Source organism: Desulfovermiculus halophilus DSM 18834, assembly GCF_000620765.1.
GTDB lineage: Bacteria > Desulfobacterota > Desulfovibrionia > Desulfovibrionales > Desulfothermaceae > Desulfovermiculus > Desulfovermiculus halophilus.
The window spans coordinates 61,615-84,483 of record NZ_JIAK01000004.1 but is presented as its reverse complement, the minus strand read 5'-3'; the positions used below and the strand labels follow the sequence as shown (position 1 = coordinate 84,483).

Here is a 22,869-nt window from a genome sequence, read left to right as displayed (position 1 = left end):
CGTTTGCCGTACAGGACCGGTTCCGTTTTGGCACCTGGTCCACAACTCTGCAAAAGACAATCTGATGCATGGAGGCTGGGTGTGGGATATATGCATAGACTGACCCTGGGGCTTGTGGTCTGGAGCTGTCTGCTGGCAGGCTGCGCCCAGCTGCCCCTGCTGCAGCAGGTTCCGGAGTCCGGGCCCAGACGTCAGCTGCAGACAGCCGATCTGGCCCTGCAGCAGGGACAGACTGTCAGGGCTGAGGAGCTCTACTCCCAGCTGGTGCAGAACCAAAGACTGAGCAGGGGGCTTCGGATCCAAGCCTGGCAGGGGCTGGCTGCTTCCGCCAGATCCAATGCACATTGGGAGCTTGCTGAGCTGGCCATGGAGCAGTGGGCCGCACTGGATCCAGGCCAGCGCAGAAGCTGGGAATGGCAGGCCGGCTACCTGCAGATCCTCCGGGCCCGCAGCCCTCAGGACTGGCTTGGGCATGCAGAGTCCGTGATCCGCACTCCCCGGATTCCATGGTCCGTTAGGCTGCAGACCGCCCTGGAGGTGGGCCGGGAGTCGATACATTCCGGCCGGGCTGGGCAGGCCTGGCCCCTGCTTGTCTCCCTCTATGATCAGGCCCAGACCCAAAAGCAGAAGCAAGACCTGGAGAAGCGGTTCTCGGATCTGCTCCAGGGGCTGGACAAGTCGGCCTGGGATGCCGTATCCCAGATACCGCCCAAGGAAGAATCGCCGATCAAGGCCCTGGTCCAGTGGAGGCAGGCCCTGCGGACCCTGGATCAGGATCCGGGCGCATGGCCCCGGGTCCGGGCTGAGCTGACCCGGATATTGAAGCAGGGCCAGCTGGCGACTGAAGAGAACCTGGCCTCTGTCTTGGCCGAGCTGAAGGAACAATACGGACTGCCGTCCCCGGCAGTGGCCCTGTGCTGTCCTTTGGACGGCGGCTATGCCTCCATGGGCTGGAAGATCGCGGTCGGAGCTGCGGTCGCCCAGTGGCAGCTGGAAGGCTCAGGAGTTGATCTCCAGCTCACGATCATCAATTCGGAGGCAGGGGATTGGATGCAGCGGATTGCCGGCCTTCCCGCACAATGCCGGCTGGTCGGCGGTCCGTTGAAGAAGGAGAAATGGGCTAAGCTGGTTGAAGGCGCTCATGCCGGTGAACGCACCTTTTTCCCTTTCCGGGCCGATCTGAAGCCCGGCACCGAAGGAGAGGACGGCTTCCGCTTCTTTCCCGGGACTGAGGATCAGATTCGTCCTCTTGTGGAAATTATGCAGTCCGAGTTCGGGATCAGCAGGTTCGCTGTTATGGCTCCCAGAAGCGGATATGGGCAGCGCCTGTCCTCTACCTTTGTCCGCCTGGCTCAAAGCAGGGGGGCGGAGGTCCAGGAGCTGAAGATGTACAGCCCTGATGCGCCCGAAACCTGGGAGCAGGAGGTGGCGGATCTGCTGAAAGGCGCCCAGGCCGATGGAAACACCCAGGCCGGGGGTAGCGCCCAGCCAGGGCCATCGTTTCAATCCGTGTTCATCCCGGATTCGTTCTCCCAGGCCCAGATGCTCATCCCGGAGTTCTTCTACTTTGATCAGCGCGATCTCTTCTTTCTGGGACCGACCCTGTGGAGCCAAGGGGTGAAGAAGGTCTCTGAGCTGGACCGCAAGTACTTCCGTTTGGCGGTGATGACCTCTCCCTGGATCGCGGACAGCTCCGCATCCGGGGCTTTGAAGCTCAGACAGGGCCTGGAAGAGATGAATGAACGGGATCCCGATTTTTGGGTGGCCCTGGGCTACGATTTCGTCCGCCTGGCTTCCAGGGTGCTGCTCAAGTCCGAGGACGCACCGGACCAGGATATGGCGGCTGTTTTGCATTCTGTGCAGGATTTTTCCTGGAGCATGGCGCCCATGTCCTGGGACGCCCAGGGACATGCCCGGCAGGATCTTTTTGTGGTCCAACCCGGCCAGGACGGCCTGAAGCCACTGCAGGCGGAGGAGCTCAAAAGGCGGTGAAGGGAGGCTGGGACCAGCAGGTAAGCCGTGAAATTGCTCCCTTGAGGAGTCACCAGGCGCTGATCACACCAGCATAGGCTTGACGACAACCCCGGAGTAAATATGACCAAGATGGACCCCAAGGATGTGGCCGCGATCGCCGAGCTGGCCCGATTGGAGTGCGACGATGCAACCCTGCAGACCTTTGCCCGGCAGCTGGAGGATATCCTGACCTACATGGACACGCTGAACCAGCTGGATACCTCGGAGGTGCAGCCCCTGTACTCTCCGGTCCGGCACGAGACAGCCTTCCGCGGGGACGAGGTCCGTCAGGAGTACTCCCGGGAAGAGCTCTTGAGCAATGCTCCGGAGGCTGATGGACGCTACTTCATTGTCCCCAAGGTATTTTAAGAAGGACACAGCATGACCGATTGGCATACACAGACATTGACCGGGGTCAGGGATTTGTTGGCCCGGCGGGATATCGGGGCCCGGGAAGCGGTCCAGGCCAGCCTGGACCGGATACAAGCCACGGAGGACCGGATCTCCAGCCTGCTGCACGTGGATGCAGAGCAGGCCCTGAATCGGGCCCGGAAGCTGGACGAGCTGGGACCGGGACAGAACCAGCCCTTGTGGGGGGTCCCTCTGGTGGTCAAGGACGTGTTCACTACCAAAGGGACGCCCTCCACCTGCGGATCAAAGATGCTTCAATCCTTTGTCCCCTTCTACGATGCGGAAGTGATTCGGCGGCTGAAAGAGGCCGGGGCAGTGATTGTGGCCAAGTCGAATATGGACGAGTTCGCCATGGGCTCGTCCACTGAAAACTCCGCCTTCCAGATGACCAGGAACCCGTGGGATCTGAGCCGGGTTCCCGGGGGGTCCAGCGGTGGCTCGGCAGCCAGCACAGCAGCCGGACAGACTCCGGCTTCTCTGGGCACCGACACCGGGGGATCCATTCGCCAGCCGGCTGGGTTTTGCGGACTGGCCGGGCTCAAGCCAACCTATGGCCGGGTCTCCAGGTTCGGACTGGTAGCCTACGGCTCTTCGCTGGATCAGGCCGGACCCATGGCCCGGACGGTACGGGACGTGGCCCAGGTCCTGGAGGTCATAGCCGGCCACGATCCCAAGGACTCCACCTCGGCCCCGGTCCAGGTCCCGGCCTATACCCGGGCTTTGGATCACAGAGAGGATTTACGCGGATTGCGGGTCGGGGTTCCTGCCGAGTACTGGGGAGAGGGGATCGACCCGGAGGTCATGGAGGCCTGTGAGCAGGCCCTGGACCGGATCCGGGATCTCGGGGCGCAGACAGTGCCCATCTCCCTGCCCCATACCAAGTTTGCCATCGCCGCCTACTATATAATCGTCATGGCCGAGGCCAGCTCCAACCTGGCCCGGTACGACGGGGTCCGTTACGGCCTGCGGGATTCTGCGGCCAAGGAACTCAAGGACATGTACACCGGGTCCAGGAGTCAGGGATTCGGACCTGAGGTTCAGCGCAGGATCCTCCTGGGGACCTACGTCCTGTCCGCCGGGTATTACGATGCCTACTACAAAAAGGCGGCCCAGGTGCGCAGGCTGATCACGGAGGAATATGAGCAGGCCCTGACCGAATGCGACCTGCTCTGTGCGCCTATCGCCCCCACGGCCGCCTTTGCCCTGGGGGAAAAAAGCAGTGATCCGCTGCAGATGTATCTGACCGACGTGTTCACCAATCCCTTGAACCTGACCGGCTTGCCCGGCCTGTGTCTGCCGGTGGGGCAGGGATCGAGGACCAAAATGCCCATCGGGCTCCAGCTCTTCGGCCGGGCCTTTGAGGAGCAGACCATTCTCCAGGCCGGGCATGTGCTGGAACAGGCCCTCCCGCCGCTCCCCCAGCCCTCAGCCCTGGCTGATCTGACCTGATTGTGTCTGTAGGCGTAGCAGTCAGCGGAGGCGCGGACAGCCTGCTGGCCCTGTGTCTGCTCCAGGAGCAGGGGTACGAACCGGAAGCGGTGCACGCTTCTTTTGCAGGGGCGGCAGACGGTGAGGCCAGGCTGCAGGAGGAGCTGGCCGGCATTTGCGCCCGGCGTGGAATCCCTCTGCACTGCATACAGATGGAAGAGGAGTTCGACCGCCGGGTGATTCGTCCTTTTGTTCAAGCCTATGCCCGGGGACTGACCCCCAATCCCTGCTCCTGGTGCAATCAGCGGATCAAGTTCGACGCCCTGGTCCGGGAGGTCCGTTCCCTGGGGCTGGACATGATTGCCACCGGGCACTACGCAAGGGTGGAGCAGGACTGCCCGGATCCTCCCGGCCTGTACCGGGGAACCGATTCGGGCAAGGATCAAAGCTATTTCTTAGCCCTGGTGGATAAGAGGGCCTTGGCGGCATCTCTTTTTCCCCTGTCCGCCTGGACCAAGGCGAGGGTCCGGGAGGAGCTGTCCAGACGCGGTCTTCGCCCTGTCAGCGGCGAGGAAAGCCAGGAGATCTGCTTTATTCCCCACAACGACTACCGGGAGTTTTTGGCGGCCCAAGACACGCATCTGCCCGGACCGGGGGAGGTTGTGGACTCCAGCGGCCGGGTTCTGGGTCGGCATCAGGGAGTGCATGGATATACCCTCGGCCAGCGGCGGGGGCTGGGCATCGCCCACAGCGAGCCCCTGTATGTCCTGGACAAGGATGCAGAGGCCAATCGCCTGATTGTGGGGCCCCGCAGAGAGCTGCAGGCCGATTCGTGCCGGGTCCGTCTGGACAACGCCCTGGTCGGAGTCTCAAGCTGGCCGGAACAGGTCCTGGTCCAGACCAATTACCGGCAGGGGGCGGATCCTGCCCGGATCCTGCTCGAGGACGGCTGGCTGGATGTCCGCTTCGATCGGCCCCGGCTTCCGGCCACACCGGGCCAGATCGCGGCATTTTATTCCCGGGATGGACGGGTCCTGGGAGGCGGGGAGATCATGTCTGGAGCAAGGCGGAAATCTGGGCAGGGCCTGCAATGAACGATGCCTCGGGTACGCTTCGTCCCGGGAAGCCGGGTTCATTTTATCTGGTGACCCAGGGGTGCAAGATCAACCAATACGAGGGCCAGGCCCTGGTCGAGAGCTGGATGCGGCACGGGGCGACACAGGTCCCGGATCCGGAGCGGGCCGATGTGATCGTGGTCAACAGCTGTGCTGTGACCGAGAAGTCCCTCCAGGACCTGCGGAAGCTGATCCGCCGCTGCCGGCGAAGGAACCGGGAAGCCGATCTGGTGGTCACCGGATGTGCCGCCCAGATGTGCATTCAGGACATGGCCGGCATGCCGGAGGTGGACCGGATCATCCCCCAGGAGGCCAAAGCCGGGCTCATGGCCTGGCCGCCGGACTGCTGGCCTGCATCGAAAACCTCTTCCGGGCCGAACAGGCAGACAGCGTTTCCCCGGTTTCGTCTGGGCTCCTATCCTAGGGCCAGGCCGGGGATCAAGGTCCAGGACGGATGCTCTCAAGGCTGCACCTACTGTATCGTGCCCTTGACCCGCGGGCCGGCCAGAAGCCGAAGCCTCCGGGAGGTGGAGGCCGAGGCCCGGCGCCTGCTGGCCCATGGGCACCGGGAGCTGGTCCTGAGCGGAATCAATTTGGCCCAATACCGGCATCAGGGGATGGACTTCTGGGATCTGGTCCAGGGACTGGAACACAGGTTGGGTCCTGACTGGCAGGGGAGAGCCAGGCTGCGGCTGAGCTCACTGGATCCTTCTCAGCTCGGGGCCAAGGCCTTGGCTGTGCTTGCTGAGTCGAGTATGCTCTGCCCCCATCTGCACGTGTCCATGCAGAGCGCCTCGCCCGGGGTTCTGCGGTCCATGGGCCGCAGACACTACGATGTGCGGTCGGTGGCTGGGTTCTTTCAGCGTTTGAACCAGGTCTGGTCCTGCTTTGCCTTGGGCGGGGATTTTCTGGTCGGCTTTCCAGGGGAAGGGGAGGATGATGTGCAGCAGACCCTGGACTGGTTTGCGGATCAGCCTTTTACCTATGCCCATGTCTTTGCCTATTCCCCCCGGCCGGGGACCCCGGCGGCCCGGGCCGCCGGACAGATCCAGCCGGAGGTGAAAAAAAGGCGGAGCAGCCGCCTGCGGGAGCTGGCTCAGACCAAGAGCCGGGATTTTGCCCGGCGCCTGGCGGTCGACACGGGGCTGGAGGTGGCTCTGGAGGGAAATGATCCGGGGGCTGGGCGCTGTGAGTACTACGTCCCCTGTACCTTCGAGGTCCAGCCGGAGGCGGAGGTCAAAGAACTCGTTCCGGCTGTACCAGTAAAGGCCCAGGGATCGAGCCTGGTTGTCCGTCCGGGTGGCCGATGAGTCTGCGCAATCCATGAGATCCAAACCCAAGGAGCAGCCATGAGCCGGCCCCAGGCACCGTTTTCAGCGCAGCTGATCGTCTCTGTGCTCAGCTCCAGGCTCGTGCAGATCTGGCCGGATGCGGCCAGGGAGCTGGAAAGCAGATGGGGACCGCTGGACTATGTCTCCGAGCCGTTTCCTTTCACCCAGACCCGGTATTACGACCAGGAGCTGGGGACCCCGATTATGCGGCGGGTTGTCGCCTTTGAGCAGCTTCAGGCCCAGGACCGGCTGCCGGAGATCAAGCTGGGGACCAATGCCCTGGAAGACGAGTGGCGGGACGGAGAAGGACGACGAAAGCTCAACCTGGACCCGGGACTGGTCTGTCTGGAGCGGCTGGTCCTGGCCACAGGCAAGAACTTTACCCATCGCATCTACTTGGGGCAGGGGATATTCGCCGACCTGACCCTTGTGTATCAAAAGGGAGGGTGGCAGGTCCTGCCCTGGACCTTTCCGGACTATGCCGGGGGGCAGGTCCAGGATGTGCTGACCCGGATACGGAGCAGATACAAGCAGAAGCTGCGCCGGATGCAGGATGAGCAGCCAATGGATTGAAGACGACCGCCTCCGGCCGGATTCAAGTCATGACTTTGGCCTTGGACCTGACCTGTGGGGGTATCTCTATGAAGCCTCACTTTCCGGGTCCAAGAGCCAGTTTTGTCCATCAAGCAAAGCGGATATGCCGACCAGAATACCATCACGGGGGACGTGTGCTTAAGAGCATGACCGGCTACGGAACGTACAGATTGCAGGACGAGGCGTGCATTCAGGAATGGGAGATCAAAAGCGTGAACGGCAAGCAGCTCAGTGTCCGCTGGCGGCTGCCGGCTTTCCTGAGGTCCTGTGAACCGGCCTGGGAATCTCAGGTCCGCCGGGTGGCGGAGCGGGGACGGATCGACGTCAGCCTGCAGGTGACCTTTCTGCGGCCCGAGCTGATGCCTGTCCGCCTGGACAGGGGCCAGGCCAAGGCCATGCTGGGGGAAATACGTGCCCTGGCCGAGGAGCAGGGGGATGCAATGGAGGCGGACTACTCCCGCCTGCTGAATGTTCCCTCCCTGTGGCAGGAAGGGACTCTCTCCGGACAGGACGCCCAGAGCGATTCCTTCCGGCAGGGGCTGGATATGGCCCTGAAGGAATGGGATGGGTTCCGGCAGAGGGAAGGGCAGGATCTGGCCCGGGACCTTCGTGGCCGGGTCGGGCAGCTGGGGCAGTGGATCCTGCAGCTGGAGGAACAGACCCAGGGACTGGCCGAGGAGAGGTTTAAGGTCCTGCGGGAACGGGTGGCCCGCCTGCTGGCTCCGGAGGAAGCTGAGGTGGATGAGCAGCGCCTGCTCCAGGAGCTGGCTGTCTTGGCCGACCGCCTGGATGTGTCCGAGGAAATCACCCGGCTGAAGACCCATGTCCAGACCCTGGAGGAGTACATGCACAATCAGGAGGTCAAAGGGCGCAAGCTGGACTTTTTGCTCCAGGAATGCTTCCGGGAGATCAATACGTTGGGGAACAAGGCCCAGAATACTCAGGTCAGCCAGCTGGTTGTGGACTGCAAGGCTGAGCTGGAGAAATGCCGGGAACAGGTCCAGAATCTGGAGTAACAATGGCCCTGAAGCATTTGTTGAACATAGGTTTCGGCAACTACGTGGTCGTCTCCCGGGTGGTGGGCATCGTCAACCCCGGGTCCTCCCCCATGCGCCGGCTGCGGGAGGATGCCCGCCAAGAGGGCAGACTGGTGGACGCCACCCAGGGACGGAAGACCCGGTCCATCATTGTGACCGACTCCAATCACGTTTTCCTGTCCGCCCTGCAGGCTGAAACCATCGGACAGCGGTTCGCGGACAAAGGCGGGGATGATGAGCATCGTTGAGCGGCACGGACTGGCCCTGGTCATTTCCGCCCCTTCAGGTGCGGGCAAGAGCACTCTGATCCGGCGGCTGGTGCAGGAGTTCCCGGAATTCGCGTTTTCCCTGTCCACCACGACCCGGTCGCCTCGGTCCGGGGAGCGGGACGGCCGGGAGTATCGTTTTGTCGGCCGGGAGGAGTTTGAACAGCTGATCGCTGAGGGGCATTTTGCTGAGTGGGCCCAGGTCCACGGCAATTACTACGGGACCCCTCTGCAGGCCACCCAGGACCTCCTGCAGGCCGGACAGGATGTGCTTTTTGATATCGACGTCCAGGGAGCGCGGCAGCTGCGCCGAAGCCTGACCGGCAGCGTGCTGGTCTTTATCCTTCCCCCCAGCCGGGAGGAGCTCCAGCGGCGGCTGGGCCGGCGGGGCACGGACGATCAAGAGCAGATTGCCCGGCGATTGGCCGCTGCCGAGGGCGAGCTGGCCGCCGCACCGGAGTTTGACTATTGGGTGGTCAATGATCAGCTTTCTGCGGCCTACGACAGGCTGCGGAGCATCTACCTGGCCGAAGGGTGCCGAATGAGCCGCAACAGCCATATCCTGGCCGGGATCACGGCCGGGTGGACGGGTGGACAAAAAGCATAGCCCAGGAGCTGCCGTCGTGCCTTTGCAGTGGACATTTCAGCCCAACACCTATGGCCCGGAGCCTCCGGATCTTTCCGGATGGGCCGACTCGTTGAACATCTCCTCTTTTTTGGCCCGCCTCCTTTGGCGGCGGGGCGTGTGTTCCCTGCCGGAGATGGACCGCTACCTGAGCCCGGGGCTCAGACATCTCCCGGCCCTGGAGTCCTGGCCGGCCTTGATCTCAGGGGCCGAGGTCCTGGCCGAATGCGTTAGCCAGGGGCGGCGGATCGGGATATGGGGGGACTATGATGTAGACGGGATCACCTCCACCGCGCTGCTGGTGGACTTTTTTCGCCGCAAGGGGGTGCCGGTCAGCTTTGAGCTTCCGGATCGGTTTGTGGACGGCTACGGGCTGACCGTCGGCGGGGTGGAACGCTTGGCGGATCAAGGGGTCCGGGCCTTGCTCACCGTGGACTGCGGGATCGCTGATCTGGATGCGGTGCAGCGGGCCAGAGAGCTGGGGATGCGGGTGGTGGTCACTGATCATCATCTCCCGGGTCCGGACCTGCCAGCGGCCGACGCTGTCGTGGACCCGGCACTGGAAACGGATTGCCCGTATGCCGGAGTGGCCGGGGTGGGGGTTGCCTTTCTGCTCATGGCGGCCCTGAATCGCATCCTCCCGGGCGAGGCCGTGGATGTGCGGCACAGCCTGGACTTGGTGGCCCTGGGGACTATTGCCGATGTGGTTCCCTTGACTGGAGTGAACCGGATCCTGGTCAAGAACGGGCTTCTGGTTTTGGGAGAGGGGAAGCGGCCGGGGGTATTCGCCTTAAAGGAAGTAAGCAAGCTTCCGCCCACCGCCCCCATGGGCAGCGGACAGGTGGGGTTCGGCCTGGCTCCCAGGATCAATGCCGCCGGACGGCTGGCCTCGCCTCGAGAGGCGCTGGAGCTCTTGCTGGCCCCGGATCTGAGCACGGCCCGGCCCTTGGCTGCGCAGCTGGAAAAGTACAACCAGACCCGCCGGAGCACGGAACAGGAGATCCTCAAGCAGGCCCTGGAGCAGGCCGAGGAGCACAGGGAGCGTCTGGGGCTGGTCCTGTGCGGACAGGACTGGCACCAGGGGGTGATCGGGATTGTGGCCTCCAGGGTGGTGGAGCAGATGAATCGTCCGGCCCTGCTTTTGACCGGGCATGGAGAAGGGCTCAAGGGCTCCGGCCGGAGCATCCCGGATTTTGATCTTCACCAGGGGCTGTGCGACTGCGCGGAGCTGCTGCAGCGATTTGGAGGCCACAAGCAGGCCGCCGGGCTCTCTCTGGCCCCGGAGAATCTGGAGGATCTGCGCACGGCCTTTGACCGGGCGGTGCGGGCCCAGATCGGCGAGGAGCCTCCTCCACCCAGGCTGCAGGTAGAGGCCAAGCTGGGTCTGGATATGGTCGATCTGCGTCTGGTACAGGAGATCGATCTCCTGCAGCCGTTTGGGCTGGGCAACCCCCAGCCCGTGTTCTGCTCCACTCCGCTCACAGTGCAGAAGTACAAGGTCTTCGGGGCCAAGCACGTCTCCCTGCAGCTCAGGGACGAGCAGGCCGGGGTGACCATGCTGGGCAAGGCCTGGCGGCAGGCCGATGCCCTGTCTTCAAGCGTAGCCGGGCGCAGCATGCAGCTGGCCTTTACTCCCCGGATGAACTACTACAACGGCCTGACCAGCATCGATCTGCAGATCCGGGACTGGCAGTGCTTGGCCGGACAGTAGGCCGGCGGGGATCACCTCCCTTTCCGGGCCAGAGCCTTTCCCCGACCCTTATTCCCCCTGCCGCAGCAGGACCATGGACCGGTCCTGAACGTCAAAGTTCCCTTCAGCCTCGATGCGTTCCTCCTCTTCCAGCCAACCGTGGGTGGTATCCAGGACCTTGATCCAGCTCGCCCCCCATCGGGCGGAAGGCAGGGTGAAGTTCAAGGGTTCGTAATGGGCATTGAGGATGATGTAAAAGTTGTCGTCGCTGACCGCATCCCCGCGGGGATTGGGATTGGGGATGTTCCGGCCGTTGAGATAGATGGCCAGGGACTTGGCAAAACCCTCCCCCCAGTTCTCTTCATCCATTTGCTTGCCCTCCAGGGTGAACCAGGCGATGTCGTGGGTCTGGGTGCCGTGGATGGAGCGGCCCTGAAACCAGCGCCTGCGCCGGAACGCGGGATGCCTGAGCCGAAACCCGATCAGCCCCTGGCAGAACCCGAGCAGATCCTGGTCCACATGCTCCCAGTCGAACCAGGAGAGCTCATTGTCCTGACAGTAGCAGTTGTTGTTGCCGTTCTGGGTGCGGCCGGTCTCGTCCCCGCCGAGGAGCATGGGCACGCCCTGGGAGAGAAAGAGGGTGGTCAGGAAGTTCCGCTTTTGACGGGTGCGCAGGTCCATCACCTCCGGGTCGTCGGTCGGGCCCTCGGCGCCGCAGTTCCAGGAGCGGTTGAAGTCCTCCCCGTCCTGGTTGTCCTCCCCATTGTCCTCATTGTGCTTGTGGTTGTAGGACACAAGGTCGTGAAGGGTGAACCCGTCGTGGGCGGTGATGAAGTTGATGCTGGCAAAGGGCAGGCGGCTGGTGTTCTCATACAGATCCGGGCTCCCGGCGAAACGGTAGGCCAGCTCGCCCAGGGTCTGGTCCTCGCCCCGCCAGAAGTCCCGCACACAGTCCCGGTACTTGCCGTTCCACTCCGACCAGACCGGAGGGAAGTTTCCCACCTGGTAGCCTCCCTCCCCCACATCCCAGGGCTCGGCAATGAGCTTGACCTGGCTGATGACCGGGTCCTGCTGGATAATGTCGAAAAACGCGGACAGCCGGTCCACGTCGTGCAGCTCCCGGGCCAGGGTGGAGGCTAGATCGAAGCGGAATCCATCCACGTGCATCTCCAGAACCCAGTAGCGGAGGCTGTCCATGACCAGCTGCAGGACGTGGGGATGGCGCATGTTCAGGCTGTTGCCAGTGCCGGTGTAGTCCATGTAGTAGCTGGGATCTTCGGTCAGGCGGTAGTAATAGGCGTTGTCTATGCCCTTAAAGGAAAACATGGGCCCGAGGTGGTTGCCTTCCGCGGTGTGGTTGTAGACCACGTCCAGGATGACCTCGATCCCGGCCTGATGCAGGGTCTTGACCATCTGCTTGAACTCGGCCACCCCGGCCCCGGGGCGCTGGTCCGAGGAGTACTCGTTGTGGGGAGCGAAATACCCGATTGAGTTGTATCCCCAGTAGTTGCGAAGCCCCCTGTCCACCAGGTGCTTGTCGTGGATGAACTGGTGCACGGGCATGAGCTCCACAGCCGTGACCTGCAGCTTCTTTAAGTGCTCCACCGCCGCCGGGTGGGCCAGGCCGGCATAGGTCCCCCGGATCTCCTCCGGGATGTCCGGATGCTGGATGGTGAATCCCTTGACATGGGTCTCGTAGATCACGGTTTCGTGCCAGGGAAGCTGCAGCCTGCGGTCCCCGCTCCAGTCAAAGAAGGGCTGATGGACCACGCAGCGGGGGACGAAGGGGGCGCTGTCCGCATCGTTTCTTTCCTCCGGTCCCTGGTCCAAATCGTAGGGAAAGGCTGCCTGATCCCAGTGCACCTGGCCTTCTATGGCCTTGGCATAGGGGTCCAGAAGGAGCTTGGCCGGATTGCAGCGGTGGCCTTGGTCCGGATTCCAGGGGCCGTGGACCCGGAATCCGTAGCGCTGTCCGGGCTCGATCTCCGGCAGGTAGCAGTGCCAGCAGAATCCGGTCACTTCCGGCATCTCGATCCGGGTCTCCTGATCGTCCTCGTCGAACAGACAGAGCTCCACCTGCTCGGCGATTTCGGAGAACAGGGAAAAATTGGTCCCCGAGCCGTCGTACACAGCACCCAGGGGAAAGGGTTGGCCGGGCCATATCTTCATGGATGTCTTCTCCTTGTGGACTGAGCATTCGCACTACAGCGACATTTTGCTGTAACTCATTGATTTCTTGTTTATCGCTTTTTATAGCTCCCACGCTCTGCGTGGGAGCTATAAGTAATCGCCTGGCGCCCGCCTGGCTCTTTGCAGGGGTTTGTCGTGCCCAAACTGTCGTTGTTAGGTTAGCTGTCTATATTCAGCTCTACTCCTGGTCCGGGGTTTTGACAAGGCCGGACCGGATCAGCAGGGAGCGGATCCTTAGCGGAGCATCATGGACGGAAGCCAGAGGGCCAGGCCGGGCCAGACCGCAAGAAGGACCAGGGCCAGGGCCTGGATGAGGAGGAAAGGAAGGACGCCGCGGATGATATGCGCTCCGAATCTGATCTGGGGCGGAGCCACGCCTTTGAGATAAAACAGGGCCGGGGCCATGGGCGGGGTCAAAAAAGAGGTCTGCATGGCGACACAGAAGAGCATGGCCGTCCACAGGGGGTCAAAACCCAGCTTCTGCAGGACGGGGGTGAAAATGGGAACCAGGATGGGCACGATGCCCACCCACTCCATGAACAGGCCGAAGACAAAGAAGGCGGCGGTCATGATGCCCAGAATGCCCCAGGGCCCTATGGGCAGATTCAGGAGCAGGTCCTGGACGATGAAGCCTCCGCCCAGGAGCATGAAGGTGCCGGTGAAGACAAAGGCGGCGGCGACGATGAGCAGGATCATGGAAGAGATGACCGTGGTCTGGACAAAGGCGTCCTTGAGAACAGACCAGGACAGATTGCCATAGCCCCAGGCCAGGAGCACGCTGACCAGGGCGCCTACAGCGGCGGCCTCGGTGGGCGCGGCTATTCCGAAGAATATGGTGCCCAAAACTGAAAAAATGAGCAGGATGGTGGGCAGCATGGAGGTCAGGACCAGAAGGAGCTTTCGGGCCAGGGAGACATTGCGCTGACTTTTGGGCAGGGCCGGACCCAGCTCCGGCTTCAGAAAGCAGATGGTCAGGATATACAGGGCGTATAGAGCGGCCAGGAGCAGGCCGGGAAGGACGGCGGCCATAAACAGCTGACCCACGGAGATTCCGGCCATGGGACCGTAGACAATGAGCATTATGGACGGGGGGATGAGAATGCCCAGGGTGCCTCCGGCGCAGATGGATCCGGAGGACAGGGCCGGATCGTAGTTCCGGCTGAGCATGTGCGGCAGAGCGAAGAGCCCCATGACGATCACCGGTGCGCCCATGATCCCTGTGGCTGCGGCCATGAGGGTGCAGACTGCGATAACGGCCAGGCCCAGACCGCCGCGCAGGGAGCCCAGAAGGAGGTGCAGGGCGGAGAAGAGCTTCTCCGCGGCCCCGGATCGCTCGAGCATAATGCCCATGAACACAAAGAGGATGATGGAAACCAGGATATAGCTGTGCATGGTCTCGAAAACGCGCAGGACGAGCATGTTGAAGAACGCGTCGCCCGCGCCGGCGAATCCGACCAGCAGAGCGCTGCCCAGCATGACAAAAGGGACCGGGAAGCCGGAGGCCAGGCCGAGAAGCAGGCCCGCGAACAGACAGATCAGAAGGATTTCAGGGCTGGCGGTCATCGCAGCCTCCTCCCCGGACCACGATCCGCAGGGAACGGATGAACAGGGCAACCCCCTGCACAAGCAACAGAGCGGCGGCCAGGGGCAGAACCGTCTTGAAGGGGTAGATGGGCGGCTGCCACATGCTCTGCCCCCCGGTCTCCAGGATGCCCCAGGACTTCCAGGCGAACTGCGCGCCGTAGCAGACCAGGGCGGTCAGGGGGGGGAAGAAGAAGACAAGATATCCCAGGCAGTCGATGATCGCCCTGCCCCGGGTCGATAAGCGGTCGTACAAAAGCTCGATGCGCACGTGTCGGTCCAGCTGCAGGGTGTAGGCTGCCGCAGCCAGAAATATCGTCCCGTAGAGCATGTAGGAGATGTCATAGGACCATGCTGTGGGTGCATTGAACAGATAGCGGGCAGCGGTGTCGTAAACCAGCTCCAGGATCAGGACCGGGACCAGCCAGGCCACTGCCTTGCCGGTCCAGGCACTGATGCGGTCAATGACTTGAAGCATAGATGATCCTGCCAAGGGATGATGATGGGAGCGAGTGCAAATCAGATGTGCACTCGCCCGGATTTTTGTGTCCAGGAGCCAGCATTCGGTCGGCGCTACTCGCCTTCCGGCTGGGCAAACGGATAGGGCAGGCGGACCAGGTCGGCGTATGGCTCCACCAGCCTGCGGAAGCTGCGCTGGGACTCCAGGACCCGGGCGAAAAAGGGATCGTCCCGGGCCATCTTATTCATCTCCTCCCGGCCGATGCGCTTGATCTCTTCAATCATCTCCGGGGTCAGCTTGGAGACCTCCACCTTGGGGCTGCTCCGGAAGTACTCCATGGCCTCGGCATCTTCCTTCATGGCCTCATTGATGGCCTCGAAGCAGGAGATCTTGAGCGCGTATTTGACCATGGGCTTGAGCCGGTCGGGGAGCTCTTCCCAGGTCTTTTCATTGACCAGGGTCTCCAGCGGGGCACATGGTTCATGGATCCCGGGGACTTTTAGATAGGGACAGATCTCTTCAAAGCCCAGCTTGCGGTCAATGGCCGGGGTGCCGAACTCAGCGGCATCAATGACCCCCCGTTCCAGGGAAGGGTAGACCTCTCCCCCGGCCAGGCTGACCACCCGGGCCCCGAGCCGTTCCAGGCATCGACCCCAAACCCCCACCGTGCGGAACTTCAGGCCTTTGAAGTCTTCCAGGCTGTTGATGGGCTTTCTGGACCAGCAGAAGTTTTCCGATCCGAGCATGCCGTAGGGGGGCAGCACGACCACGTTCTGTCCGGCATACATCTCGTTCCACAGCTTCAGTCCGTCCCCGTGATAGATCCAGCTGAGCATCTCCCGCATCTGCATCCCGTTGGGGTAGGAGTTGGCGAACAGAACCGAGGCCGGAAACTTGCCGATCCACCACCCGGCCCAGGTGCAGCCGATATCCAGGACCCCGCTGTTCACTGCATCGAAGACCTGCTTGGAGGGGACAATGGATCCCCCGGGCTGCATGCGGATGACCAGCTCTCCGCCGGTCAGCTCCTCGACCAGGTGGGCAAAGCGTTCAGCCGGGGAGTAGAGCTGGGGGAGGCCGGTTGGATAGCTGGACTGGCCCCGCCAGACGATTTTGGCTTCCGCGGGCTGGGGCTGAAACAGAGCCGTCCAGCAGAAGAGGGCAGCGGCAAGCCAGGCCAAGAGTCCTCGTGTACTGGGCATAGATACCTCCAGGGCTGTAGGGAACATACACACCGCACTGGACACGGCGCCCCGGTATCCTGTGCGGGAACGCCTGCCATTGCCGCAGGCAGGACCGGGGCGGACGCCGCCTAAGGGTCCAAGGCTTTGAGGATGATGGTGTTTTGCGAGCTGTCGAACAGGGTGAACCTGGCCCGGACCGTTTTTTCTTCGCCAAAGATGTTCCTGGCGGTTATCTGCTCCCCGTCGGCCTCCAGATACTCCACGCTCTCCAGGATCTTTTCCTGGGTCTCACCGGTCTTGAGAAACACGTGCACATCACACATATCTCATACCTCGTGTTGGGGTCTGATCTGCCGGACATCATCCGGCAGGGGTTGCGGGATCAGGCCTGCAGGGATTGAATGGCCCTGCGCAGATGGTCGCTGCCCTTGGCAGTAAGCTGGCTCAAGGCCCGGACTTCAGCCGCGGCCTCCTGTTTCCCGGCCTGTTCCAGCTCCTGGGCAAAGACTTCGTACTCCTGCTGATGCTGATCGTTGTGTTCAATCCAGTGTTCCATGCGGATACGGGCCTTTTCCAAGCTGTCCATGGGAAAACCTCCTTTTTTAATCCGTTGCTAGTGCCTATTCATCATCTGTCGCAATGCTAGAAACATCCCCCAGCCCCTCTCAAGGGGGGACGAAGGAGGGAGAAACAGAATAACGTTTGACTTTTCACGAGCGCACGCGCGCCATTCGCCATTGCTGTGGCAGGCATGTATACACAACTCAAAACGGATAATAGTCCCGGGGGTGTCCCCGGCAACATCATGAAATCCACAGGCTGCATCAAAGACCCCGAGTTTTTGGCCTCAGATGTTTTCATCCGCAGGTCCAGGGCCGAAGGACCTGCGGTTTGCAGGGAGCGGCTCAGGTCAGATAGCGTTCGAACTCGGCCCAGGAAAAGGGCTGATTCCCGTCGATGACGGAACAGAACCTGGCACAGGCCACAGCCTGGGACCGCCGCATATTGATCAGGGCATGGCTCAATCCGGCCTCGGCCAGTCTGGCCAGGTACATTGCTTCCAGCATGGGGGCCGCGGGATGCTTGACCCCGGAGGTCAGATTGGAAAGACCAACCAGGGTCCGGACCCTGGTCCCGCACAGCTCTGGAAGCATCCGGATGGTTTCCAGCACGCTCGCAGCCTGGGCCGTGCCGTCGTTCCAGCTCAAGGGGGCCAGGACCGGATCGATGATCAGATCGGCCGGATCCAGCCCGGCGCGGGTGCTGACATCCAGCAGGTCAGAAGCGATCTGCAGCCGCTCCTCTGCGCTGGCAGGGACATGGCCGTTGGGACGAAGGAGGAAGCCGACAACCGGAAGCCGGTGCCGTACAGCCAGGGGCAGGATGGTCTCTACCTTTGCGGGCTCCAGGGAAAAACCGTTTATGACCGCCTGTCCGGCACACTGCTCAATGCCCTGCCACAGCATATCAGGCTCGCTGCTGTCCAGGTACACCGGCAGATCGGTTCCGGCCTGCACGGCCTGCAGGCAAAAGGACATGGTGTCCCGGCGATCCCGGGAGCCGGGGCCGGGATTGACATCTATGGCTGCGGCGCCCAGAGCGGCGCAGCGGCCGGCTATCTCCGCAATGGGTCCGGCCTCCCGGGCCTTTACAGCCCGGGCCACGACTGGATTGAGGATGTTGATATCGTCTGCAATGAGCTGCATATATGTATGGAATTCCACTTCCTGTGTCCAAGAGCCCTACTTTTCTATCCCGGTTCTGGCCTGAACCCCCTGCTGGTAGTAGTGCTTGATCTCCTTCATCTCGGTGACCAGGTCCGCGGCCTCCAGGATCCTGGGGTCGGCCATGCGACCGGTGAGGATCAGCTCCACCTGGGGGGGCTTGTTGCGGATAACCTCCAGCAGGTCGTCGACAGTGAACAGGTTGTAATAGGTGGCGATGTTCACCTCATCCAGGATGACCATCTGATACTCGCCGGAGTGGATGATGGCGTTGATCTCCTGCAGACCGTTTTTGGCCAGGGCGCAGTCTTCGGGCGTGGGGTCGTTGAAGATGAAGCAGTCCCGGCCGAACTGCTTGATGACTATCCGTTCGGAAAAGTCTTTGAGAATGTCCAGTTCGCTGTAGTGCATTCCTTTGACGAACTGGCCGATAAAGACCTTCAGGCCGGCGCCGGCTGCGCGCAGGGCCTGGCCCAGGGCCGCGGTGGTCTTTCCTTTGCCGTTGCCGGTGTAGAGTTGAACGTATCCTGTCTGCATGTCTCGTTTCCTCCTGACTGGTGATTGAGTGCTTCTCCGGACGGCTCGGCTCAGAGGTCCTTGGACACAGAAATTACGGTTCTTGGACCAGCCTGTGGATTGATGTCGAACTGGCTGGATTCCGGCTTTCTGGGGAAAGACGGAAGAAACCGAACTTTCGGTGCAGTGATAGGAGTTGTGCCCCGAACCAAACAGTGCTACAAGCTTTTTCCGTTGTCCTATACCACGCTGAGCAGTGACGTCCAGTAGTGAAAATGGGGCTTTGACCCAGCCAGTGGGGTTTTGACCTTTGCCGTCTCTGGTGTATGCCCGATTCCGCCCCTCTGGGCGGTAGGGATGTGTGCGGCCCTGTCGCTCAAGGCACACAGAACAGACGGCAAACTCTTATGTAGGCAATTCCACTTTCTGGGTCCAAGAGCCGACTTTTCGTTCCCTGCAGGCCCAAGAGAGCGCAGGGGTTGAGGTTGAAAGGGAATGTTCTGTGTCGAAGAGCCTGAAAACGATGTGCAAACATATAGATCGCGGGGGTCGCATGAGTGCGCAGGTTGCAGTGACTGTGCTGGGGACCGACAGGCCGGGCATAGTCTGTGAAGTGGCCTCTCTTTTGGCTGGGAAAGGGTGCAATATCGACGATCTGACCCAGACAGTGCTTCAGGACGAGTTTGCGGGGATATTTCTGGTCAGCCTGCCGCAGTCCGTGGGCTCAAAGCAGCTGTTGACCGATCTGAGCACTGAGCTTGCCCCCCTGGGGTTGGTGCCCTACGTCAAGTCTGTCCAGCCCCCAAAGCCTCCAGGATCCAGGCTTCAGGTCGAGCCTTTCGTGGTGGTCTGCATAGGAGAGGATCAGGTGGGGCTTATTGCCGCAGTGACCTGCGAGATGAAGCGGATGGAGGTGAACATCACCAATATCAGGTCTGTTCCCGGCACCGCGGCCTTTGCGCACCGGGTGGTCACCATCCTGGAGGTCGATGTGCCTGCGGATCAGGAGCTGCAGGAGGTGACCGCTGCCTTGTCCCGGATCGGAGAGGAGCGGAATATACAGGTTACGATTCAGCACAAGAGGATATTTGAGGATATCTGCCGCGTCTAGCCGGCAAGGGGGATCCATGCTCAGTGAACGGGAGGTCATTTCCACCCTGGAGATGGTCAAGAATGAAAACCTGGACGTGCGCACAGTGACCCTGGGCATAAGCCTGTTCGACTGTGCCAGCCATGACCAGGCAAAGACCAGGGAAGCGGTTCGGGAAAAGATTGTCCGCATCGGAGCCGATTTTGTGGCCAAGTGCGATCGAGTCGGAGCAAAATACGGTATTCCAGTGGTCAACAAGCGCATTGCCGTCAGTCCCATAGCTGTTGTCGGCGCGTCCTTCAGCTCCGGGGAGCTGGTGGCCCTGGCTCAGACTCTGGATCAGGCGGCCCGGGAGGTGGGCATAGACTTCATCGGCGGCTTCAGCGCCCTGGTGGAGAAAGGTGCGGCCCGGGGGGATGCAGCCTTGATGGACGCCATCCCCGAAGCCCTGCAGAGTACCCAGAGGGTTTGCGCCTCAGTGAACGTGGCCTCCAGCAAGAGCGGCATCAATATGGATGCGGTATGGACCATGGGCCGGGTAATCAAAGAGACAGCCAGGCTGACCGCGGACCGGGACGGCCTGGGATGCGCCAAGCTGTGCGTCTTTGCCAACATTCCCGAGGACATCCCTTTCATGGCCGGCGCCTACCTGGGGACCGGGGAGCCGGATACGGTGATCAATGTGGGAGTCAGCGGCCCAGGGGTGGTGAAAAAGGCCGTTGACCGGGCCCTGGCTCATGATCCGGGACTGAGCTTTGACCGTTTGTCCGAGATCATCAAGCGCACGGCCTACAAGGTGACCCGGGTCGGGGAGCTCATAGGCCGGGAAGTGGCCTCGGAGCTGGGAGTGCTCTTTGGAATCGTGGACCTGTCTCTGGCCCCAACCCCGAATGTGGGGGACAGCGTGGGGGAGATATTCCAGAGCCTGGGGCTGGAGGGGATCGGGGTCCCCGGTTCCACCGCCCTGCTGGCCCTGCTCAACGATGCGGTCAAAAAAGGCGGTGCATTCGCCAGTTCCCATGTTGGCGGGCTGTCCGGGGCCTTTATCCCGGTCAGCGAAGACGTGAATATAGCCCAGTCCGTGGCTCAAGGCTGCCTGTGCCTGGAGAAGCTGGAGGCCATGACCTGCGTCTGTTCCGTGGGGCTGGACATGGTCCCGGTGCCGGGGGAAACTCCGGCTGAGACCATAGCGGCCATTGTGGCTGACGAGATGGCCATTGGGGTGATCAACAAAAAAACCACCGCAGCCCGGCTCATTCCGGTACCTGGAAAAGCCGCCGGGCAGGAGGTAGAGTTCGGAGGGCTACTGGGGCGGGCGCCCATAATGTCCCTGCGGCACATGCAGGGATCCGCAGGATTTATCCGGCATGGAGGCAGGATTCCTGCTCCCCTGCACAGCCTGGTCAATTAAACGTTGATTTTCACCCGAATCTGACGTAGAATGCCGCAACCGCCAAAGGCCGTTTGCTGTGCACAGCGATGACTCATCGCTTGGCGCATTTTTGTGAAAGCCGGCACAAGCAGGTCTTTTGGTCCGGACGGCAAGCGAGAATGGGTGTAATGGGGCTGAACACGTGGTTGAAAAAGAATCTCAGGAGGTACGAGTATGACAGCTGCTGCAACTGGTTCCAACCCGGAACTGACTCAGGAGGCCCGCCAAGGGCTGGGCAAGGCTGCGCTTATTGTGGCCCTGCTGGCCGTAGTCTTGATGGTGGTCTTCTTTTTCAGCCTGCGGCAAAACATCGCCGCCCTGGACAGTCAGGTCAAGGGGGTTACCGGGGCCGAAGAAGCCGTGCAAACCATGGAGAACAAGGTCGCAACACTGGATTCCCGGGTTGCGGACTTAAACAGCAATGTTGAAGACCTGAGCCAGGCAGTGGACAAGCTGGAAGGCTTGCCCCAGGAGGCCAAACGCATGGTCTACGCCTCCATGATGGATGAGATGGCTCAAAAGGCGGATATGCTGGGCAAGGATCTGGACGAGGCCTCAAAGAAGAAGCTGGCCGAAGTCCAAAAGATACTCAAAGAAGTCACCAGCGGCATGTAGCCGGCACCGGTGTTCATGGCCATGCGGCCACCGAGAGCGGGATCCAGGACTGGGTCCCGCTTTTTGTTTATTTTGACTCTGGATTTTTCGCTCGCAGACTGGTTTACGAATGACAAACAGGAGAATAACGGCCTGCCGAATGGTCCTGATGCCCCCCTCTTGTCATTCTGAAGGCGCGTAGCGGCTGGAGAATCTCTTGTATTACTGACCCCCATGCCCGCCAAGGCACAGGCATATGGGTTCCTATGAGACTGGGAGGAGGATGGTTCCGGCCAGTAAGCCGGCCAGGAGATCGTCGATCATGATCCCGCCCCCGCCGGGAAGCCATGTCTCCGAGGCCCGGACAGGCCAGGGCTTGACGATGTCCAGGAGGCGGAAAAGGAGAAAGGCCGGAATCAGAAGCCAAAGCGAATCCGGGCTGACGAAGAGCAGGGCGGCCCATTGGCCCAGGAGTTCGTCAATGACCACCTGCCCCGGATCCTTGCATGCATACTGCTCTTCGCAGGCGCTTGCGGACCAGGCCCCGGCAATGAACACCAGGGCGAGGAGGACAAGGCGGACCGGCCACTCCCAGGGCAAAAACAGCCAGGGAGCACTGATCAGAGCGGCCAGGGACCCCCATGTGCCCGGCGCCTTGGGGGCGTGGCCGATGGGGCCGAGGGTGGCGATGTTGCGGCTAAGACTCCGGTAATGTGACATGTATCTGTTCGCCTCGGGGTATTCGGGCGCTGTTGAATCGCCCTGGTTCAACATGCAAGGGCAAGGCGGATTGCCTTTCGGTTCAGGTTGGGTGAGCAGAGCGGATCTCCATCCACCGCCCGCGGACCATGACTGTAAAGCGGCTGCGCAGGGGGGCAGGGAAAGCGGTCCCGAGGGATCCTGTGCTCTACCCCAGAGCTCTGTGCCGGCTTGTACCCGGTCAAATGCGGATGGCCTGCATCCCAAGCAGGGCGGCGGCAGTTTCGCTCAAGGGCAGGCCGACCACGTTGGACCAAGAGCCCTGGATCTCTGAGATCAGAAATCCCCCGCTTCCCTGGATGGCATAACCTCCGGCCTTGCCCATGGGCTCTCCGGTCCGGGCATAGGCAGCCAATACCGCTTCGGAATGAGCTGCAAAGGCAACCTGCGTGCTCACAGTGAACGCCCGGCTGTTGTCCGGGTCGCTTTGGTCCATGATCACGCATCCGGTGTGTACACTGTGGGTGCGGCCGTTGAGCCGGGAGAGCATCTCCAGGGCCTGGTCATAAGAGTCCGGTTTTCCCAAGATATCGCTGTCGGCGACTACGACTGTATCAGCAGCCAGGATGACGCCGGGCAGTTTCTTGGCCCCCACATTGCGGGCCTTGTGCTCGGCCATGCGCTGGACATAGCCCGGTGCGGCCTCGCAGGGCTCCGGGGGTGGTTCAGGCAACGGGCTGGGGTGGACCTGAAAATGCAGTCCCAGTTGGGTGAGCAAAGCCTGGCGGCGGGGCGAGGCCGAGGCCAAGACCAGGGAGGTGCAGGGGCGGAAAGGGCCCTGTACCTCGGGGGCGAGGCTGGATGCTGGCATGTGCTGGTCCCTTGTTTC

23 protein-coding genes are annotated in these 22,869 nt (G+C 61.8%); 13 read left to right on the top strand and 10 right to left on the bottom strand.

What is annotated here, in order from left to right; all coding sequences use genetic code 11:
• Positions 1 to 90: 90 nt before the first annotated feature.
• The 10 genes from N902_RS0100435 to recJ all read left to right on the top strand — a co-directional run bounded on the left by N902_RS0100435 (position 91) and on the right by recJ (position 10,531).
• Positions 91 to 1,992, top strand: coding sequence for an ABC transporter substrate-binding protein (locus tag N902_RS0100435; RefSeq protein WP_244147355.1), 1,902 nt, complete (start codon positions 91 to 93; stop codon positions 1,990 to 1,992).
• A 102-nt stretch (positions 1,993 to 2,094) separates the two neighbouring features.
• Positions 2,095 to 2,382 (top strand): Asp-tRNA(Asn)/Glu-tRNA(Gln) amidotransferase subunit GatC, encoded by a 288-nt coding sequence (gene gatC / locus N902_RS0100430; protein ID WP_027369311.1) that lies wholly within the window; start codon positions 2,095 to 2,097, stop codon positions 2,380 to 2,382.
• 12 nt (positions 2,383 to 2,394) lie between these two features.
• Positions 2,395 to 3,873 (top strand): Asp-tRNA(Asn)/Glu-tRNA(Gln) amidotransferase subunit GatA, encoded by a 1,479-nt coding sequence (gene gatA, locus N902_RS0100425; RefSeq protein ID WP_027369310.1) that lies wholly within the window; start codon positions 2,395 to 2,397, stop codon positions 3,871 to 3,873.
• A 2-nt stretch (positions 3,874 to 3,875) separates the two neighbouring features.
• Positions 3,876 to 4,946 carry a tRNA 2-thiouridine(34) synthase MnmA gene (gene mnmA / locus N902_RS0100420; RefSeq protein ID WP_027369309.1) on the top strand — a complete coding sequence of 357 codons (1,071 nt, stop codon included), beginning with the start codon at positions 3,876 to 3,878 and terminating at the stop codon, positions 4,944 to 4,946.
• A complete protein-coding gene (locus N902_RS0100415; protein WP_051564043.1) occupies positions 4,943 to 6,277 on the top strand; it encodes a MiaB/RimO family radical SAM methylthiotransferase in 1,335 nt (444 codons plus the stop codon). Before mnmA ends, N902_RS0100415 begins: the two co-directional genes overlap by 4 nt.
• A gap of 39 nt (positions 6,278 to 6,316) precedes the next feature.
• Entirely contained in the window at positions 6,317 to 6,871 is a 555-nt protein-coding gene (locus N902_RS0100410) for a DUF4416 family protein (RefSeq protein ID WP_027369307.1), read from the top strand.
• Positions 6,872 to 7,026: 155 nt separating this feature from the next.
• Positions 7,027 to 7,908: a YicC/YloC family endoribonuclease gene (locus N902_RS0100405; protein ID WP_027369306.1), complete on the top strand. Its 882-nt coding sequence runs from the start codon at positions 7,027 to 7,029 to the stop codon at positions 7,906 to 7,908.
• A 2-nt stretch (positions 7,909 to 7,910) separates the two neighbouring features.
• The gene (locus N902_RS0100400; protein WP_027369305.1) at positions 7,911 to 8,177 is read left to right on the top strand and encodes a DUF370 domain-containing protein; all 267 of its coding nucleotides are present in this window, start codon (positions 7,911 to 7,913) and stop codon (positions 8,175 to 8,177) included.
• Positions 8,164 to 8,802, top strand: coding sequence for a guanylate kinase (gene gmk, locus N902_RS0100395; RefSeq protein ID WP_027369304.1), 639 nt, complete (start codon positions 8,164 to 8,166; stop codon positions 8,800 to 8,802). The genes N902_RS0100400 and gmk overlap by 14 nt, the downstream gene beginning before the upstream one ends.
• Before the next feature lie 16 nt (positions 8,803 to 8,818).
• The gene (gene recJ, locus N902_RS0100390) at positions 8,819 to 10,531 is read left to right on the top strand and encodes a single-stranded-DNA-specific exonuclease RecJ (protein ID WP_244147348.1); all 1,713 of its coding nucleotides are present in this window, start codon (positions 8,819 to 8,821) and stop codon (positions 10,529 to 10,531) included.
• A 48-nt stretch (positions 10,532 to 10,579) separates the two neighbouring features.
• On the opposite strand, the gene glgX is transcribed toward recJ, so the two are convergent.
• The 8 genes from glgX to N902_RS20455 form a co-directional block, all read right to left on the bottom strand.
• Complete coding sequence (gene glgX, locus N902_RS0100385; RefSeq protein ID WP_027369302.1) at positions 10,580 to 12,679, bottom strand: glycogen debranching protein GlgX; 2,100 nt, start codon at positions 12,677 to 12,679, stop codon at positions 10,580 to 10,582.
• 255 nt (positions 12,680 to 12,934) lie between these two features.
• Positions 12,935 to 14,263 (bottom strand): TRAP transporter large permease, encoded by a 1,329-nt coding sequence (locus N902_RS0100380; RefSeq protein WP_027369301.1) that lies wholly within the window; start codon positions 14,261 to 14,263, stop codon positions 12,935 to 12,937.
• Positions 14,247 to 14,759 carry a TRAP transporter small permease subunit gene (locus N902_RS15730; protein ID WP_051564041.1) on the bottom strand — a complete coding sequence of 171 codons (513 nt, stop codon included), beginning with the start codon at positions 14,757 to 14,759 and terminating at the stop codon, positions 14,247 to 14,249. Before N902_RS15730 ends, N902_RS0100380 begins: the two co-directional genes overlap by 17 nt.
• Before the next feature lie 95 nt (positions 14,760 to 14,854).
• Positions 14,855 to 15,943: a TRAP transporter substrate-binding protein gene (locus N902_RS0100370; protein ID WP_027369300.1), complete on the bottom strand. Its 1,089-nt coding sequence runs from the start codon at positions 15,941 to 15,943 to the stop codon at positions 14,855 to 14,857.
• Positions 15,944 to 16,053: 110 nt separating this feature from the next.
• Positions 16,054 to 16,248, bottom strand: coding sequence for a CooT family nickel-binding protein (locus tag N902_RS0100365; RefSeq protein WP_027369299.1), 195 nt, complete (start codon positions 16,246 to 16,248; stop codon positions 16,054 to 16,056).
• Positions 16,249 to 16,307: 59 nt separating this feature from the next.
• Positions 16,308 to 16,511 carry a DUF8180 domain-containing protein gene (locus tag N902_RS0100360; protein ID WP_027369298.1) on the bottom strand — a complete coding sequence of 68 codons (204 nt, stop codon included), beginning with the start codon at positions 16,509 to 16,511 and terminating at the stop codon, positions 16,308 to 16,310.
• A 319-nt stretch (positions 16,512 to 16,830) separates the two neighbouring features.
• Positions 16,831 to 17,649 carry a dihydropteroate synthase gene (locus N902_RS15725; protein ID WP_153304105.1) on the bottom strand — a complete coding sequence of 273 codons (819 nt, stop codon included), beginning with the start codon at positions 17,647 to 17,649 and terminating at the stop codon, positions 16,831 to 16,833.
• Between the two features lie 18 nt (positions 17,650 to 17,667).
• Positions 17,668 to 18,552, bottom strand: coding sequence for a cob(I)yrinic acid a,c-diamide adenosyltransferase (locus N902_RS20455; RefSeq protein ID WP_279614640.1), 885 nt, complete (start codon positions 18,550 to 18,552; stop codon positions 17,668 to 17,670).
• A 166-nt stretch (positions 18,553 to 18,718) separates the two neighbouring features.
• Here N902_RS20455 and N902_RS0100345 point away from each other — a divergent pair, with 166 nt between their 5' ends.
• From N902_RS0100345 to N902_RS18450, 3 genes are all read left to right on the top strand, one after another.
• Positions 18,719 to 19,276, top strand: a complete 558-nt coding sequence (locus tag N902_RS0100345) for a glycine cleavage system transcriptional repressor (RefSeq protein ID WP_161635146.1) — start codon at positions 18,719 to 18,721, stop codon at positions 19,274 to 19,276.
• Between the two features lie 16 nt (positions 19,277 to 19,292).
• Entirely contained in the window at positions 19,293 to 20,666 is a 1,374-nt protein-coding gene (locus N902_RS0100340; protein WP_027369295.1) for a PFL family protein, read from the top strand.
• 195 nt (positions 20,667 to 20,861) lie between these two features.
• A complete protein-coding gene (locus N902_RS18450; protein ID WP_027369294.1) occupies positions 20,862 to 21,302 on the top strand; it encodes a hypothetical protein in 441 nt (146 codons plus the stop codon).
• Positions 21,303 to 21,545: 243 nt separating this feature from the next.
• Here the strand turns inward: N902_RS18450 and N902_RS0100330 are convergent, their stop codons facing one another.
• Positions 21,546 to 22,001 (bottom strand): phosphatidylglycerophosphatase A family protein, encoded by a 456-nt coding sequence (locus N902_RS0100330; RefSeq protein ID WP_027369293.1) that lies wholly within the window; start codon positions 21,999 to 22,001, stop codon positions 21,546 to 21,548.
• A gap of 220 nt (positions 22,002 to 22,221) precedes the next feature.
• Positions 22,222 to 22,851 carry a Maf family protein gene (locus N902_RS0100325; RefSeq protein WP_027369292.1) on the bottom strand — a complete coding sequence of 210 codons (630 nt, stop codon included), beginning with the start codon at positions 22,849 to 22,851 and terminating at the stop codon, positions 22,222 to 22,224.
• Between the last annotated feature and the right edge of the window lie 18 nt (positions 22,852 to 22,869).